The sequence below is a fragment of the Virgisporangium aurantiacum genome (assembly GCF_016863635.1).
GTDB classification, from domain to species: Bacteria; Actinomycetota; Actinomycetes; order Mycobacteriales; family Micromonosporaceae; genus Virgisporangium; species Virgisporangium aurantiacum.
Genome location: NZ_BOPG01000003.1, coordinates 67566 through 81724, shown reverse-complemented (window position 1 = coordinate 81724; position 14159 = coordinate 67566). Strand labels below are relative to the sequence as shown.

The 14159-nt window shown below is 69.4% G+C and carries 12 protein-coding genes; 6 read left to right on the top strand and 6 right to left on the bottom strand.

Translation table 11 applies throughout. The annotated features are described in order from the left end of the window. Positions 1–32: 32 nt before the first annotated feature. Complete coding sequence (locus Vau01_RS01045; RefSeq protein WP_203985982.1) at positions 33–2630, bottom strand: family 78 glycoside hydrolase catalytic domain; 2598 nt, start codon at positions 2628–2630, stop codon at positions 33–35. A 98-nt stretch (positions 2631–2728) separates the two neighbouring features. Between Vau01_RS01045 and Vau01_RS01040 the strand changes: the two genes are divergently transcribed. From Vau01_RS01040 to Vau01_RS01015, 6 genes are read left to right on the top strand one after another with little or no spacing between them, the layout of a single operon-like run. After that, on the top strand, positions 2729–3994 hold the full coding sequence (locus Vau01_RS01040) for a Tm-1-like ATP-binding domain-containing protein (protein ID WP_203985980.1): 1266 nt from the start codon (positions 2729–2731) through the stop codon (positions 3992–3994). 2 nt (positions 3995–3996) lie between these two features. Continuing rightward, a complete protein-coding gene (locus Vau01_RS01035) occupies positions 3997–4830 on the top strand; it encodes a phosphoenolpyruvate hydrolase family protein (RefSeq protein ID WP_203985977.1) in 834 nt (277 codons plus the stop codon). Further along, positions 4827–5255, top strand: coding sequence for a cupin domain-containing protein (locus Vau01_RS01030; protein WP_203985974.1), 429 nt, complete (start codon positions 4827–4829; stop codon positions 5253–5255). Before Vau01_RS01035 ends, Vau01_RS01030 begins: the two co-directional genes overlap by 4 nt. After that, positions 5255–5641 (top strand): cupin domain-containing protein, encoded by a 387-nt coding sequence (locus Vau01_RS01025; protein WP_203985971.1) that lies wholly within the window; start codon positions 5255–5257, stop codon positions 5639–5641. The genes Vau01_RS01030 and Vau01_RS01025 overlap by 1 nt, the downstream gene beginning before the upstream one ends. Further along, complete coding sequence (locus tag Vau01_RS01020; protein ID WP_203985967.1) at positions 5626–6471, top strand: NAD-dependent epimerase/dehydratase family protein; 846 nt, start codon at positions 5626–5628, stop codon at positions 6469–6471. Before Vau01_RS01025 ends, Vau01_RS01020 begins: the two co-directional genes overlap by 16 nt. Before the next feature lie 31 nt (positions 6472–6502). Continuing rightward, positions 6503–7138, top strand: a complete 636-nt coding sequence (locus Vau01_RS01015) for a kinetochore Spc7 family protein (RefSeq protein ID WP_203985964.1) — start codon at positions 6503–6505, stop codon at positions 7136–7138. Here Vau01_RS01015 and Vau01_RS01010 read toward each other — a convergent pair. From Vau01_RS01010 to Vau01_RS00990, 5 genes are all read right to left on the bottom strand, one after another. Beyond that, positions 7105–9966 (bottom strand): glycoside hydrolase family 2 TIM barrel-domain containing protein, encoded by a 2862-nt coding sequence (locus Vau01_RS01010; protein WP_203985961.1) that lies wholly within the window; start codon positions 9964–9966, stop codon positions 7105–7107. The genes Vau01_RS01015 and Vau01_RS01010 overlap by 34 nt on opposite strands. Next, positions 9963–10811, bottom strand: coding sequence for an aldo/keto reductase (locus tag Vau01_RS01005; protein ID WP_203985958.1), 849 nt, complete (start codon positions 10809–10811; stop codon positions 9963–9965). The genes Vau01_RS01010 and Vau01_RS01005 overlap by 4 nt, the downstream gene beginning before the upstream one ends. Then, on the bottom strand, positions 10808–11692 hold the full coding sequence (locus tag Vau01_RS01000) for a carbohydrate ABC transporter permease (RefSeq protein WP_203985955.1): 885 nt from the start codon (positions 11690–11692) through the stop codon (positions 10808–10810). Before Vau01_RS01000 ends, Vau01_RS01005 begins: the two co-directional genes overlap by 4 nt. Positions 11693–11697: 5 nt before the next feature. Further along, positions 11698–12582 carry a carbohydrate ABC transporter permease gene (locus tag Vau01_RS00995; protein ID WP_203985952.1) on the bottom strand — a complete coding sequence of 295 codons (885 nt, stop codon included), beginning with the start codon at positions 12580–12582 and terminating at the stop codon, positions 11698–11700. A 61-nt stretch (positions 12583–12643) separates the two neighbouring features. Continuing rightward, entirely contained in the window at positions 12644–13954 is a 1311-nt protein-coding gene (locus tag Vau01_RS00990; protein WP_203985949.1) for an ABC transporter substrate-binding protein, read from the bottom strand. Between the last annotated feature and the right edge of the window lie 205 nt (positions 13955–14159).

Sequence of the window (14159 nt, the reverse complement as noted above, 5' to 3'; positions counted from 1 at the left end):
CTTCAACCAGGTTCGATGTCCCCGATGGCGCCTCAGGCGGCCAGGGGCGCCGGGACGACCACCCGGTGGGTGCCCGGCTCCAGCGGCCGCACCCGTTCGCCGGGCAGGTCGAGCGTCGCGCTGGTGCCGAACGGGACGACCACCTCGACCGTCAGTTCGCCGTCGGCGGCCAGGTTCCAGGCGATCGCCGTCCGTCCGTACGGCGTCTCGTGCTCCGCCCTCGCCCACGTGAGGCCGCCGCCCGGGCGGGGCCGGAACGCGATCTCGCGGTAGCCCGGCGCCGCCGGGGCGATGCCGGCCACCACGCGGTGCATCCAGTCGGCGATCGCGCCGAAGGCGTAGTGGTTGAACGACGTCATCGTGCCGGGGTTGACCGAGCCGTCGGGCAGCAGGCTGTCCCAGCGTTCCCAGATCGTCGTCGCGCCCCGGGTCACCGGGTACAGCCACGACGGGCACCCGCGTTCGAGGAGAAGATCGTACGCGGTGTCGAGGTGACCGGTGCGGGAGAGCGCGTCGGCGACCAGCGGGGTACCGAGGAAGCCGGTGCCGATCCGGTTGCCGCCCCGCGCGACCAGTTCCGCGAGGCGCCGCCCCGCCAGCGGTAGCTCGTCGGCCGGCAGGAGGTCGAACATGATGGCGAGCGCGTACGCCGTCTGCGTGTCGCTCTCCAACCGGCCCGGGCCGGTGCGGTACCGGGCGGCGAACGCCTTCCGTACGGCGACGGCCAGCGTGCGGTAGTGGGCGGCATCGTCCACAAGGGACAGTACCGCGGCCGTGTCGGCGAGCCGGCGCGCCGACTGCGCGAAGTAGGCCGTCGCCACCAGGTGCCGGTCGGTGGCGGCCGCCGCCGGGTCGTCGGCCGGCGCAGTCGGGTCGAGCCAGTCGCCGAGTTGGAAGTCGGTGTCCCAGATGTGGTCGGGCCCGGCGTGCCGGTCGAGGAGGTCGACCCACGCCTTCGCGCTCGGATACTGGCGGACGAGGATTCCGGCGTCGCCGTAGCGCTCGTACAGCGTCCACGGGGTGAGCACCGCGGCGTCGCCCCAGCCGGCGCCGGGCCGGATGGGCGTCCACACCTGGTGCGACGGGATCACCGGGACGTACCACGGCACCGTGCCGTCGGGCAGCTGCTCCAACGACACGTCGACGAGCCACGAGGCGAGCATTCCCGAGCAGTCGTACAGGAACGACGCCGTCGGCGCGAAGACCTGGATGTCGCCGGTCCAGCCGACCCGTTCGTCGCGCTGTGGACAGTCGGTGGGTATGTCGAGGAAGTTGCCCCGCATGCTCCAGACGACGTTGTCGTGCAAGCGGTTCAGCGCCGTGTCCGAGCACTCGAACCAGCCTGTCCGCGTCATGTCGGTGTGGTGGACGCGGGCCGTCAGGTCACCGTTGGCGGCGGCCCGGTCGAGGTCACCGGGCCAGCCGTCGACCTCGACGTACCGGAAGCCGTGGAACGTGAACCGCGGCTCCCACTCCTCGTTCGGCCGGCCGGCCATCGTGTAGGAGTCGGTCGACCGGGCCTCCCGCAGCGGCCGCTGGTACAACTCGCCGTCCTGCAGCACCTCGGCGGTGCGCAGGGTCACCGTCTGTCCGGCGGCTCCGCTGACCCGGATCCACGGGCGTCCCACCAGGTTCTGCCCGAAGTCGACGATCCGGCGTCCGCTCGGGGTCGTCAGCACCGCGACCGGCCGGACCTCGTCGGTGCACCGCACCGGCGGGCCCATCGGCGCGGCGAACGTCGCCGGATCGCGGTGGCGCACCTGAACCCGGCTCCAGCCGGTGTCGTCGAAACCGGGCGACGACCAGCCGGGCGGTTCGCGGCGCGCGTCGTAGGCCTCGCCGTCGTAGTTGCCGCTGTGCAGAATCGGTCCCTGGCCGGCCCGCCACGCGTCGCCGGTGGCGACCGTCTCGGTGCGCCCGTCGGTGTACGTGATCTCGAGTTGGGCGATCAACGACAGGTCGGTGCCGAACAGGTTCCGGAACCCGCCGCGCCAGCCGAGCCGCCCGCGGTACCAACCGTCGCCGAGCCACCCGCCGATCGCGTTGCCGCCTTTGCGGAGCAACGCGGTGACGTCGTACGTGTAATAGCGCAGGCGCCGCGGATACACGGTCCAGCCGGGCGACAGCGCGTCGTCGCCGACGCGTCGCCCGTTGAGTTCGATCTCGTAGACGCCGTGCGCGCTCGCGTAGAGGCGGGCGCGCGCCACCTCGCCGGTCACCTCGAAAGCCGTGCGTACCAGGGCGGGCCGGCGTCGGTCCGACTCCGGGTCCTCCGGCCAGGCCGCGCCGACCGGTCGCGCGACCCAATCTTCGGGACGCAGGAGCCCGGCCTCGATCGCCGTCGACCCGCTCCAGTTCGAGTGCCTGTTGGACGCGTCGAACACGCGCACGCGCACCGAGACCCGCTCGCGCGACCGTAGCGGATCCACGGGCCAGGGGACGAGAATCTGGTCCGGAGACGTCACCCGCGTCACCGAACAGGTGCCAGCACGGGTCACCTCGAGCTCGTAACCGGCCTGCGTCCACGGGCCGGTTCCGGTCACCTGCCAGGACAGGCGCGGTCGGCTCTCGCCGATGCCCAGCGGCACCCGGTGGTGCTCCGCAGTCGGGGGCAGCGGGGCAACGGTCATCAACTACCTCCGGAAGGGGTCTGACACGTTTCAATCTCGCAGCGAAAGAGCTTACTGAAGCGGTTGACACGTTTCAAACACGAGAAGAGGATGGACCGGTGAGCAAACCCACACAGCCGCCCGCCACCGTGGCTCTGGTCGGCACCCTCGACACCAAGGGCGCCGAGTACCAGTGGGTGGCCGAGAAACTACGCGAGCAGGGCGTCGACGTGACGATCGTCGACACCGGGGTCAATCCGGGCACGGTGCCCGCCACCGTCACCGCCGACGAGGTCGCCGCCGCGGCGGGCGCGTCGCTCGACGCGCTGCGGGCGGGGAACGACCGGGGCGCGGCGGTCACCGCGATGGGCGAGGGCGCGGCCGTCGTCCTCAACCGCCTGCACGAGTCGGGCCGCCTCGACGGTGTGCTGGCGCTCGGCGGCAGCGGCGGGTCGTCGATCGCGGCCCGGGCCGTGCGCGATCTGCCGGTGGGCCTGCCCAAGCTGATCGTCTCCACGATGGCGTCCGGCGACGTGTCGCCGTACGTCGGCGTCAGCGACGTCAGCATCATGTACAGCGTCGTCGACGTCGCGGGCATCAACCAGGTCTCCCGCGCGGTGCTCGGAAACGCCGCCGCCGGCATCGCGGGCATGGCTGTCTCCTACGCTTCGCGGCGCTCGGCGCCCGTTGCCGGCGACCGCCCGCTGATCGCCGCGTCGATGTTCGGCGTGACGACCCCGGCGGTCGACGCCGCCCGCGCGCGACTGGAGGAACTGGGCTACGAGGTGCTGGTGTTCCACGCGACCGGCTCGGGTGGCCAGGCGCTGGAAGCCCTTGCACGATCGGGCCTGCTGGCCGGCGTCCTCGATCTCACCACCACGGAACTGGCCGACGACCTCGTCGGTGGCGTGCTCACCGCGGGCCCCGACCGGCTCACCGCCGCCGGCGCGGCGGGCGTGCCGCAGGTGGTCAGCCTCGGCGCGCTCGACATGGTGAACTTCGGCCCGCGCGACACCGTGCCGGAGCGGTTCGAGGGCCGGAACTTCTTCATTCACAACCCCACCGTGACGCTCATGCGCACCACCGTGGAGGAGAACGCGGAACTCGGCCACCGGCTGGGTACCAAGCTCGCCGCCGCCACCGGTCCGGCCGCTCTGATCGTCCCCCGCAACGGTGTGTCGGCGCTCGACGCCGACGGCATGGCCTTCCGCGACGAGGCCGCCGATGCGGCTCTCTTCGACGCGGTGCTCGCGGCCGCCGCCGGCAGCGCGGTGACCATTGTGGACACCGACGCGCACATCAACGACAAGGAACTGGCCGTGGCCGCGGCGGATCTGCTGCACGATCTCATCACGAGGCCCGACGACCGCCCGGGGGTAGCGTGACGATGGACCGGGCCACGGCCCTGAAGCGGTTGCGCGCAACGGTTGCGGCCGGCAAGCCGGTGATCGGCGCCGGTGCGGGAACCGGGCTGTCGGCGAAGTCCGCCGAGGCGGGCGGCGTCGACCTCATCATCATCTACAACTCCGGCCGCTACCGGATGGCCGGGCGCGGGTCACTCAGCGGCCTTCTCGCGTACGGCGACGCGAACCAGGTCGTGGTGGAGATGAGCCGCGAGGTGCTGCCGGTCGTGCGCGACACACCGGTGCTCGCGGGCGTCAACGGCACCGACCCGTTCCGGCTCATGGGCCGGTTCCTCGACGAGCTCAAGCTCATGGGCTTCGCCGGTGTGCAGAACTTCCCGACGGTCGGCCTGTTCGACGGCGTGTTCCGGCAGAACCTCGAAGAGACCGGAATGGGGTACGCGCTCGAGGTCGACATGGTGCGCCTGGCCGCCGAGCGCGACCTGTTGACCGCGCCGTACGTGTTCGACGTCGACTCCGCCGTGGCGATGGCGTCGGCCGGCGCCGACATCCTCGTACCGCATCTGGGTCTCACCACGAGCGGCACGATCGGTGCCAGGACCGCGGTGACGCTGGATCTCGCTGTCGAGCGCGTGCAGGAGATGCGCGACGCGGCGGTGGCCGTCAACCCCGACGTGATCGTGCTCTGCCACGGCGGCCCGATCGCCGAGCCGGCGGACGCCGCGTACGTGCTCGCCAACACCACCGGTGTGGTCGGTTTCTTCGGCGCCTCCTCGATGGAGCGGCTGCCGACCGAGCGCGCGATCGCCGAACAGGCCCGCCAGTTCAAGTCCATTCGTTTTGAGGAGTCTTCGTGAGCGCTGAGTACACCGGCCGCCGTCCGGATGAGGTACCCACCCGCGTCTTCGACTGGGGCACGATCAAGTGGCTCGTCACCCCGCACCTCGACAAGGGTGCCGGCCTCACCACCGGTGAGGTCATCGTGTACCCGGGCCAGGGTCACGCGCCGCACGTGCACCCGAACGAGGAGGAGGTCATCTACGTGATCTCCGGCGAGGGCACGCAGACCGTCGGCGACGGCGCGGAACCGTTCGCCATCAAGGCGGGTGACGCCGTCTACATCCCCGCGAACACCGTCCACTCGACGTACAACACGACGTGGTCGCCGCTGCGGCTCGTCGTCGTCTACACCCCGGGCGGTGCCGAGACCGGCCTCGACGGCCTGCCCGACGCCCGCATCCTGGAGCCCGGCGTGCAGCCGTCCTGGAAGCAGGACGTCTAGTGCCGGTGTTTCCACCGGGACGTTGGATCAACCCGTCGGACCGCCCGGACTGGTGCACTGTCGCCGGTGCCGGGCGGTTCGCCGTTCCCGTCGAGGGTGGACGCTTCGAGCGTCACCACCACGACGACGACGAGATCTGGTTCGTCTCCTCCGGTCGCGCCCGCATCCTTGTCGACGGCTCCCTGCACTACGTGCGGGAGGGTGACATCGTCCTGACGCGGGCCGGCGACACCCACGACGTCGTCGAGGTCTACGAGACGCTGCGCGGGTTCTTCGTCGAGACCGGGCCGCGCGGCGGTCATCGCTACCGCGACCCCGCGGACGCCGCCGGCCACGACGTTCCGTTCCGACCACTGCCGGAGGACTTCCCGTGCGAATCGCGGTAACCGGAAGCTCCGGCAAGCTCGGTCGGTCCACAGTGGACCGGCTGCGTCAGGACGGTCACGACGTGGTCGGCCTGGATCTCGTCGGTGCCGCCGGCTCCGGCTTCACCCGGGTCGACCTCGCGGACTACGGCCAGACGCTCGACTCGCTGCTCGGAATCACGGCCCGGCACAGCGGCCTCGACGCGCTGGTGCACCTGGCCGCCATCCCCGTGAACGGGCTGGTGCCTGACGTGACCACGTTCCACAGCAACATGGGAGTGACGTTCAACGTCCTCCACGCCTGCCTGCGCGCCGGCATCCGCACGGTCGTCTACGCGTCCAGCATCACGGCGAGCGGCTTCCCGTTCCACGAGCCGCCGGCCTACCTTCCATTGGACGAGGACTGCCCGCCGCGGGCCAACAACACCTACGGTCTGGTGAAGGTGCTCGAGGAGGCCGCCGCCGCACAACTGGCGCGCTGGGAGCCCGACCTGTCGCTGACCGGCCTCCGCTTCACGAACGTCACCGGCCCGGGCGAGTACGCGCCCTTCGCGGCGCGCGGTCACGACCCCACCTACCGCCGCGACCTGCTGTGGAGCTACGTCGACGCCCGCGACGGCGCCGCCGCCGTGGCCCTGGCACTGGCCGCCGCCCACCCGGGCGCACGCGCCTACAACGTGGGCGCATCCGACACCGGCGTGACAATTCCGACGGCAAACCTGGTTGCGGAAGCCTTCCCGGACGTGCCGTTGCGGCGCACTTTCGCAGGTCACGAGCCCGTGTTCGCCATCGACAAAGCCACCGCCGACCTCGGGTACATTCCGACATTTTCCTGGCGTCACAAGGACTAGACAGATGTACTAGACAAGATAAGATCCCAATGTGACGAACTCAGACGAGTACGGAACCCGGCTGGATCGATTGGAATGCGAGGTATTCGAACTGAAGCAAACCATCCCTCAACAGCTGAAGGCGATGGGCGTGGGCATCGGCATGGTCTACGAGACCACGCTGCGCCTGCAGACCCAGATGGCCGAGGCACGGTCCGACATCGCCGGGCTCACCGAGGATGTCGGCGGCCTCAAACGCGACATGCGGGTCGTCAAGGCCGACGTGAGCGTCCTCAAGAGCGACGTGAGCGTCCTCAAGAGCGACGTGAGCGTCCTCAAGAGCGACGTGAGCGTCCTCAAGAGCGATGTGCAAGAACTCAAGACCGACGTCGGCGTCCTCAAGAATGACGTGCGCGAACTCAAGGGCGATGTGCGCGAACTCAAGAGCGACATGACCACGGTGAAGACCGAGTTGGCGGGGGTCAAGACCGCGGTGGCGGAGATTCCCGGCATCAAGGCCGATCTGGCGGGGGTCAAGACCGCGGTGGCGGAGATTCCCGGCATCAAGGCCGATCTGGCGGAGGTCAAGACGGCAGTGGCGGAGATTCCCGGTATCAAGATCACGCTCAACGAAATCCTGCTGAGGCTGGACGGTCAGCCTCGTGAAAGGGTCAGCCCGAACTCGTAGGGCTTGACCGGAATACGGTACCGATCCGGCAGGGCTGGGCCGCAGGAGGCGCTGCCCAGTCCCTGCTGTAGATGGTCGATGTTCAGCCACACGGTGTCCGACGGGCGGAGGTCCTGCGGGTGTGCGGCGCGATCCAGGTCTTCGGTGGTCCAGCGCCGCACGGTGAACGCGAAATGCGGATCGCCGGTGACGCGCAGCCGCGGGCGACCGCCGCCGTACAGGCGTAGCCAGCGGGTGTCGACGTGGTTGCCGTTCTCCTGGGGAACGGGGTACGGGGTCTGCAGCGCGTCGACGGATGCGCGATGGCGGCCGACGCGGGCGGCGGTTTGACTGTCCACATAGGACTCGTGCGGGCCGGGGCCGAACCACTCGGCGGTTTCCACAGTTGCCGGCAGGCCGAAGCGGAGGCCGAGGCGGGGAAGCGTCACCGTGTGGTTGCCGATCGGGGTGTTCTCCCAGATGCCGACCGGCTCCACCGTTACCCGCAGGTGCACCGACCGGTCGTCGACGGGGGTCCAGCGGAACTCGGCCTTCAGGGCCAGCGTCTGGGTGGCCGGTCCACAGTGGACGCGCACCACGACCGTGCCGTCGTCCAGTGTGGACACCTCGTCGGTGCGGTGCAGGAACCGGTCCATGCCCACGGCGCGCCACGAGCGGGCCAGGTCGTTGAGGCCGCCGTGCCCGTGATCGTTCTCGATCGGGGCCCGCCACACGTCCAGCCACGGGCCGGTGATCGCGAGGTCGCCGAAGCCGGTCAGGCGGCCGGTCGTGGGGTCGAACCGGGCGACGTTCGTCGAGGAGCGGGACGGCGCGGGCGGCTTGAACACCGCCAGCATGCCCTGGCCCCACGCCACCTCGTGCCCGGCCGGCGCCCACGGCGTGTCGGCGGCGAGCACGGCTCGCACGGTCAGCCATCGTTCGCCGGTTCCGGGTGGCACGGCCAGCGCCGCCGGTGGCACCGGCAGGACGGCCGTGGCGCGGGCGGCCACCGACGGCGTCGCGAGCTCGCCCGACGCGACGGCGATCCCGTCGTCGGCCACCGTCCACAGGAGACGCAGGTGCGCCAGATCGATGACGTCGTAACGGTTCCGCAGCGTGATGTCGCTCGGGCGGACGTCGACGACGACCGGCTCGATCACCTTGGCGTACTCGACCAGCCCGGGTGACGGCGTGCGGTCGGCGAACAGCAGCCCGTCGAGGCAGAAGCGCTCGCCGTTCGGCTTCTGGTCGAGGTCGCCGCCGTGGCGGAGATACGGGACGCCGTCGGCGTCGTGACCCCACAGGCCGTGGTCGATCCACTCCCAGATGAACGCTCCGCAGAACCGTTCGTGGCTCTCCAGGATCCGCTGGTAGTCGGCCAGCGAACCGGGGCCGTTGCCCATGGCGTGGCCGTACTCGCACAGCAGGTGCGGCAGGGAGCGGCGCCGGACGTCGTCGGGAGAACCGGGAGAGACGCCGTCGGGTGCCGGCTCTTCGCGGAGGCCGATCTCCGTGAGCTCAGGCAATGACGGGTACATCACGCTGTGGAAGTCGGAGTGCCGGTAGCTGCGGTCGCGCTCGTAGTGGATGGGTCGCGACGGGTCGCGCTGCCGGATCCAGCGCTCGATGTCGCCGAACGCGTCGCCGGCGCCGCTCTCGTTGCCCAGCGACCAGATGATGACGCTGGGGTGGTTCTTGTCCCGCTCCACCATGCGCTGGGCCCGGTCGACCAGCGCGTCGCGCCAGGCCGGATCGGCGGGCGGGTTGCCCTCCCAGCCGGAGTAGGCGAACCCGTGCGTCTCGATGTCGCACTCGTCGACGACCCACAGCCCGTACTCGTCGCACAGCCGCAGGAACTCGGGGTGCGGCGGGTAGTGGCTGGTGCGGACGGCGTTGATGTTGTGCCGCTTCATCAGCAGCACGTCGCGCCGCATCGTCTCGACGTCGAGCGACCGGCCGCGGTGCGGATCGTGCTCGTGCCGGTTAACGCCGCGCATGAGAATGGGACGCCCGTTGACGAACAGCCGACCGTCCACGATGGACACCGTGCGGAAACCGATCGCCAGCTCCACCCGCTCGCCGCCGGCGACCAGCGTTCCCCGGTACAGCCGCGGCGACTCCGCGCTCCACGGCTCGACGCCGTCGACGGAAACGGAGACTCCCGTGTCGAACCGGAGGGACAGCGACGGGATCTCGACGACCCCGGGCCGGTCGGCGTCGACCCGCACGGTTCCGGTGCCGTCGGCGAAACCGGTGTGCACGAACACGTCGTCGACACACCCGGCCGGCCGGGCGAGCAGTTCCACGTCGCGGAAGATGCCGGGCAGCCACCACATGTCCTGGTCTTCCAGGTAACTGCCGGACGACCACCGGTGCACCCGTACGGCGAGCACGTTGCCGCGCGGCAGCAGCAACCCCGTCACCTCGAATTCGAACGGGAGGCGGCTGCCCTTGGAATGACCGAGTTCGGTGCCGTTGAGCCACACCCGGGCGCACGAGTCGACGCCCTGGAACCGCAGCACCGACGCCGTGTCGGGCCAGTGCGGGGGAAGGTCGAACCGCAGCCGGTAGTCGCCGGTGGGGTTCTCGTCGGGAACGTGCGGCGGGTCGAGCGGGAACGGGTAGGCGGTGTTGGTGTACCAGGGTTCGCCGTGGCCCTCGAGCACCCAGTGCGACGGCACGCGGATGGTGTCCCAGTCCTCGAAAGGATCGTCGGTGCCCTCGGCCGTCGGCGACAGCCGGAACTTCCACTGCCCGTTGAGGCTCAGGCGCGGGGAGTCGGTCTGCAGGTCGGCCCGCGGCGCCCGCCGGCCGGCGCCGGGCGACGGGCTGTCCACATAGGACGTCATGACGGGGTCCCGAGTGCGGCGAGCGCCTCCATCAGCCCGTCGGGAATCGGGTCCGCCGCCAGGGCCTCGATCTCGGCGACCTGGGCCGCGTCGGACACACCGACCACAGTGGAGTCGACCACCCCGGACGTGAGCGAGAAGTGCAGCGCGGCCGCGCTCACCGGCGTCCCATATTCTCCGCAGACGGCGGCGAGCCTTTCGACGAACGCCAGCACCTCCGGAGATGCCGGCCGGTACGCGTAGTCGCCGCGGCGGCGCGGCGATCCGGCGAGGATGCCGCCGCCGAACGGCGCGGCGTTGAAGACCGTCATGTTCCGCTCGCGGGCGGCCGCGATCAGCGCCTCCGCGCTGCGATCGACGAGCGTGTACCGGTTGTGGGTGAGCACCGCGTCGAACATGTCGCTGCGGATGTACTCCTCGACGAGCGCCGGATCGCCGGCGGCGATGCCGATCGCGTCGACGAGCCCCTGCGACCGCAGCTCCACCAACGCCGGAACCGCGGTGCGGAGCCCCTCGGCCACCGACATGCCGTACGGGTCGTGGAGGTGGTAGAGCGGCAGGCGGTCGACGCCGAGCCGGGTGATGCTCTCCTCGAAGGACCGCTTCACGCGGTCGCCGTCGAAGACCCCGGTGACGGGGTCGGCATCGGCCTTCGAGAACACGACGGGCGATGCGCCGGTCTCCCGCAACGCCTCGCCCAACAGCGATTCGCTCCGGCCCTCGGCATAGGCGTTAGAGGTGTCGATCTGCCCGATGGGGGAGCGGACGAGCGCCCGCGCGAGAGCTGAGGCGCCGTCGTCACGCTGCCCCAGCCGGGAGGCGCCGAGGGTGAGTCGACCCGTCATCCTTTGAGCGATCCGTTCGCTAGTCCGGTCATGATCTGCTTGTTCAGGAACAGGTACAGCACCAGGATTCCGAGCAGGTTGATGCTGATCGCGGCGAACAGCGGCCCGTACCGGGTGGACCCGTACTCGTCGCTGAACGCCAGCAGACCTACCTGCACGGTCTGCAGTTCGTCGTGGGTGGTGAACGTCAACGCGATGAGCAGATCGTTCCACACGCTGAAGAACTCCACGAGGGCGATCGTCACGATCGCGTTCTTCATCATGGGGACGCCGATGCGCCAGAACGACGTGAGGAGGCCGGCGCCGTCGACCGTCGCCGACTCGAAGATCTCCCGGGGGATGGCCCGGAAGTACGCGGTCATCAGGAAGACGGTCAGCGGCAGGCCCATCACGGTGTAGGTGAGGATCAGCGGGAACAGGGTGTTGGTGAGCCCGACCTTGAAGTAGACCGTGAACAGCGGCACGAGGATCATCTGGCCCGGAATCATGATGCCGGCGATGAACGTCAGCAGCACCGTGTGGCGACCCTTCCACACCATCACCTCCAGCGCGAACGCCGCCGCCACACCGAGGATCAGCATCAGCAGCACCGACGGCACCGTCACCAGCACGCTGTTGAGAAGGTTCCGGGCGAGGCCGCCGGTGTTCCACGCCTCGGCGTAGTTGTCGAAGGTGAAGTGTTCGGGCAGCGCCCACGTCGGCTTGGAGAAGAACTCGTTCTGCGTCTTGAACGAGCCCAGCACGAGCCAGATCATCGGGTACAGCTCGACCAGCACGAGCAGGGTCAAGGCGATCGGTACCCATACCCGGCGTGGGCGGCGCCGCACCCGCACTCGCGGCGTGGGGACCACCGGAGGGGCGTCGATCGTCTGCAGCGCCATCGCCGTCAGCTCCTCGTGATGTCGCGACGGGCCGACCGGAACACGGCGAGCGTCACCACCAGGCACATCATGGTGAGCACCAGCGCGATCGTGCTGCCGTAGCCGTAGTCGGAGTAGTTGAACACGGTGCGGTACATCTGCAACGTCATCGGCGTGGTCTCCGATCCCGGGCCGCCGTCGTTGAGGGCGAGCAGGGTGTCGAAGACCTTCAACGTGTTGTTCGCGCTGAAGATGGCGGCCGACAACAGGACCGGTAGCGACAGCGGCAGGACGATGTGCCGCACGAGCCGCCAGCCGGTGGCCCCCTCGACGCGGGCCGACTCCAGCACCTCTTCGGGGATGTCGAGCAGGCCGGCGTAGAGCAGCACGGCGAAGAAGCCCATCGACCGCCACAGCTCCATGAGGATCGCGACGACGAACGTGCCGGTGCCGGTCGAGAACCAGTCCACACTGGACATTCCGACGGCCTCCAGGCCCGCGTTCACCGGTCCCTGGTTGTCGCCGACCGCGAAGAGGCTCTTGAACAACAGGCCGACGGCCACCGTGGGCAGCACCGCGGGGAAGAACACCACGGTGCGGACGAACGTCGACGCGCGCCGGATCACGAAGACGTACATCAGCGCGAGCCCGTACCCGAGCGCGAGCTGCCCGACCGTGAGCACCACCGCGTACTTGACGGTGAACCACATCGCCTGGCGCGACTGCGGATCCCGGACGAACGTCGTGAAGTTGTCGACGCCGACCCACTCGAACCCGGACAGCGGGTTGCCGGTGAAGAACGTCAGTCCGAGCGACCACAGCACCGGCCCGAGCTTGATGAGCGTGTAGACGAGCAGGGCCGGGCCGAGCAGGAGCAGCACGACCCGCCGGTCGCCGAGCGTGCGGTTCACGCCGTCTCCTTTCAAGGGAACGAGGCGCGGCGGGCCGCGACGGCCCGCCGCGCCATGACGACTACTTGGCCTGGTCCAGATCCGCCTGGAGAGCTGACATGTACTGCTGCGGCGACATCTGGCCGCTCACCAATAGCGCCACGTTGGTCTGTGCGTCCTTGGTGGTCTTCGCGTCCCACAGGGCCTCGAACCACAGCACGGTCGAGTCGGCCTTGGCGACGATGTCCTGCAGCTCCTTCGTGAGCGGCGGGACGTTCGACACCTCCTTGTTGAGCTTGAACCCGGAGATGACGCCCTGGTTCTGCATGGCGCTGCTGCCGTAGTTCTTGGCGAGACAGCTGAGCCAGTCGCCGACCTTCGGGCCGTAGGCCTTGGTGGACACCGCGATCGCGGCGCCGGCGTTGGCCGGCCACTGGCCGCTGTCGCCCTTGCCGCCGTCGACCGACGGGAACGGGATGAAGCCCACGTTCTCAACGCCAATCTGGTTCTGCTTCGGGTCGTTGAGGTTCGCCAGGAACCATGATCCGTTGTACATCATGGCGGCCTTGCCGGTGAGGAACTGGGTGTTGGCCGTATCGGTGTCGCGGGAGGTGATGCCCTCGCCGAACAGGCCCTGCTTGCCAAGTTCGGCGACGGCCGCCGCACCGGCAACGTAGGCCGGGTCGGTCAGCTTCGCCTGGCCGGCCTTGACCGCCTTCATGGCGTCGGGGCCGACGTTACGGAAGATGTGGTTGCCGATCAGGCGGGTGATGGGCCAGCCCTGGTTGCCGGCCTCGGTGATGGGGGTGACGCCCGCGCCCTTGAACTTCTGCGCGGCGCTCACCAGTTCGCCCCACGTCTTCGGCGCGGTGAGACCCTGGTCGGCGAACAGCTTCTTGTTGTAGAAGATGCCCTCGATGTTGTACTGGTACGGCAGCGAGACCATGCCGCCGTAGACCGACTTCACCGTCTGCGCGGCGGCCGGCAGGATGTTGTCCCAGACGCCGAGGTCCTTCAGCGTCTTCTCGTAGTCGAGCACCAGTTGGTTCTTGCCGAGGTCGCCGTCGGGCTTCACCTGTGCGGTACCGGCTACGAACATCACCGGCAGGGCGTTCTGCCCGGCCAGCAGCGTTATCTTCTGCACGACCTCGGCCTGGGCCACGGTCTCCGCCTTCAGTGGCATGCCCTTCTCGGCGGTGGCGCATTCGCCCTTCGCGAGCGCGGCGAACTCGGTGCGCACGATCGCGTTCTCGGCGGGGGTCAACAGGCTGAACGACGACGGGTTGTCCCCGCCGGAACCCCCGTCGTCCGACGCGCAGCCGGTGGCCGCGACGGCCACTGACAGCACGCCGATTGCGGCGGCGACGATGCGGAACCGACCGCGGCGGCTCATTAAGGCTGGTGGCACGTTTCCTCCCGGTGAAGCACGGCGGCATGAGGAGTAGTTTTGAAGCGTTTCAAAGTCGGAGGCTAACTGTGAGCGTCGGCATAGTCAAGGACGGTTCTCCAGCGTGCGGCATCGATGTCCGCGCATGCTGAAGCCGTCGCGACCGATTGCCGGGTCGTGATTGACACGTTTCAACAACGGTGCAAAAATG

What these genes read in the sequence shown, in the direction of transcription:
- Vau01_RS01045 (WP_203985982.1), bottom strand. Translation starts at nt 2,630, where the DNA reads ATGACCGTTGCCCCGCTGCCCCCGACTGCGGAGCACCACCGGGTGCCG.
- Vau01_RS01035 (WP_203985977.1), top strand. Translation starts at nt 3,997, where the DNA reads ATGGACCGGGCCACGGCCCTGAAGCGGTTGCGCGCAACGGTTGCGGCC.
- Vau01_RS01010 (WP_203985961.1), bottom strand. Translation starts at nt 9,966, where the DNA reads ATGACGTCCTATGTGGACAGCCCGTCGCCCGGCGCCGGCCGGCGGGCG.
- Vau01_RS01005 (WP_203985958.1), bottom strand. Translation starts at nt 10,811, where the DNA reads ATGACGGGTCGACTCACCCTCGGCGCCTCCCGGCTGGGGCAGCGTGAC.
- Vau01_RS01000 (WP_203985955.1), bottom strand. Translation starts at nt 11,692, where the DNA reads ATGGCGCTGCAGACGATCGACGCCCCTCCGGTGGTCCCCACGCCGCGA.
- Vau01_RS00990 (WP_203985949.1), bottom strand. Translation starts at nt 13,954, where the DNA reads ATGAGCCGCCGCGGTCGGTTCCGCATCGTCGCCGCCGCAATCGGCGTG.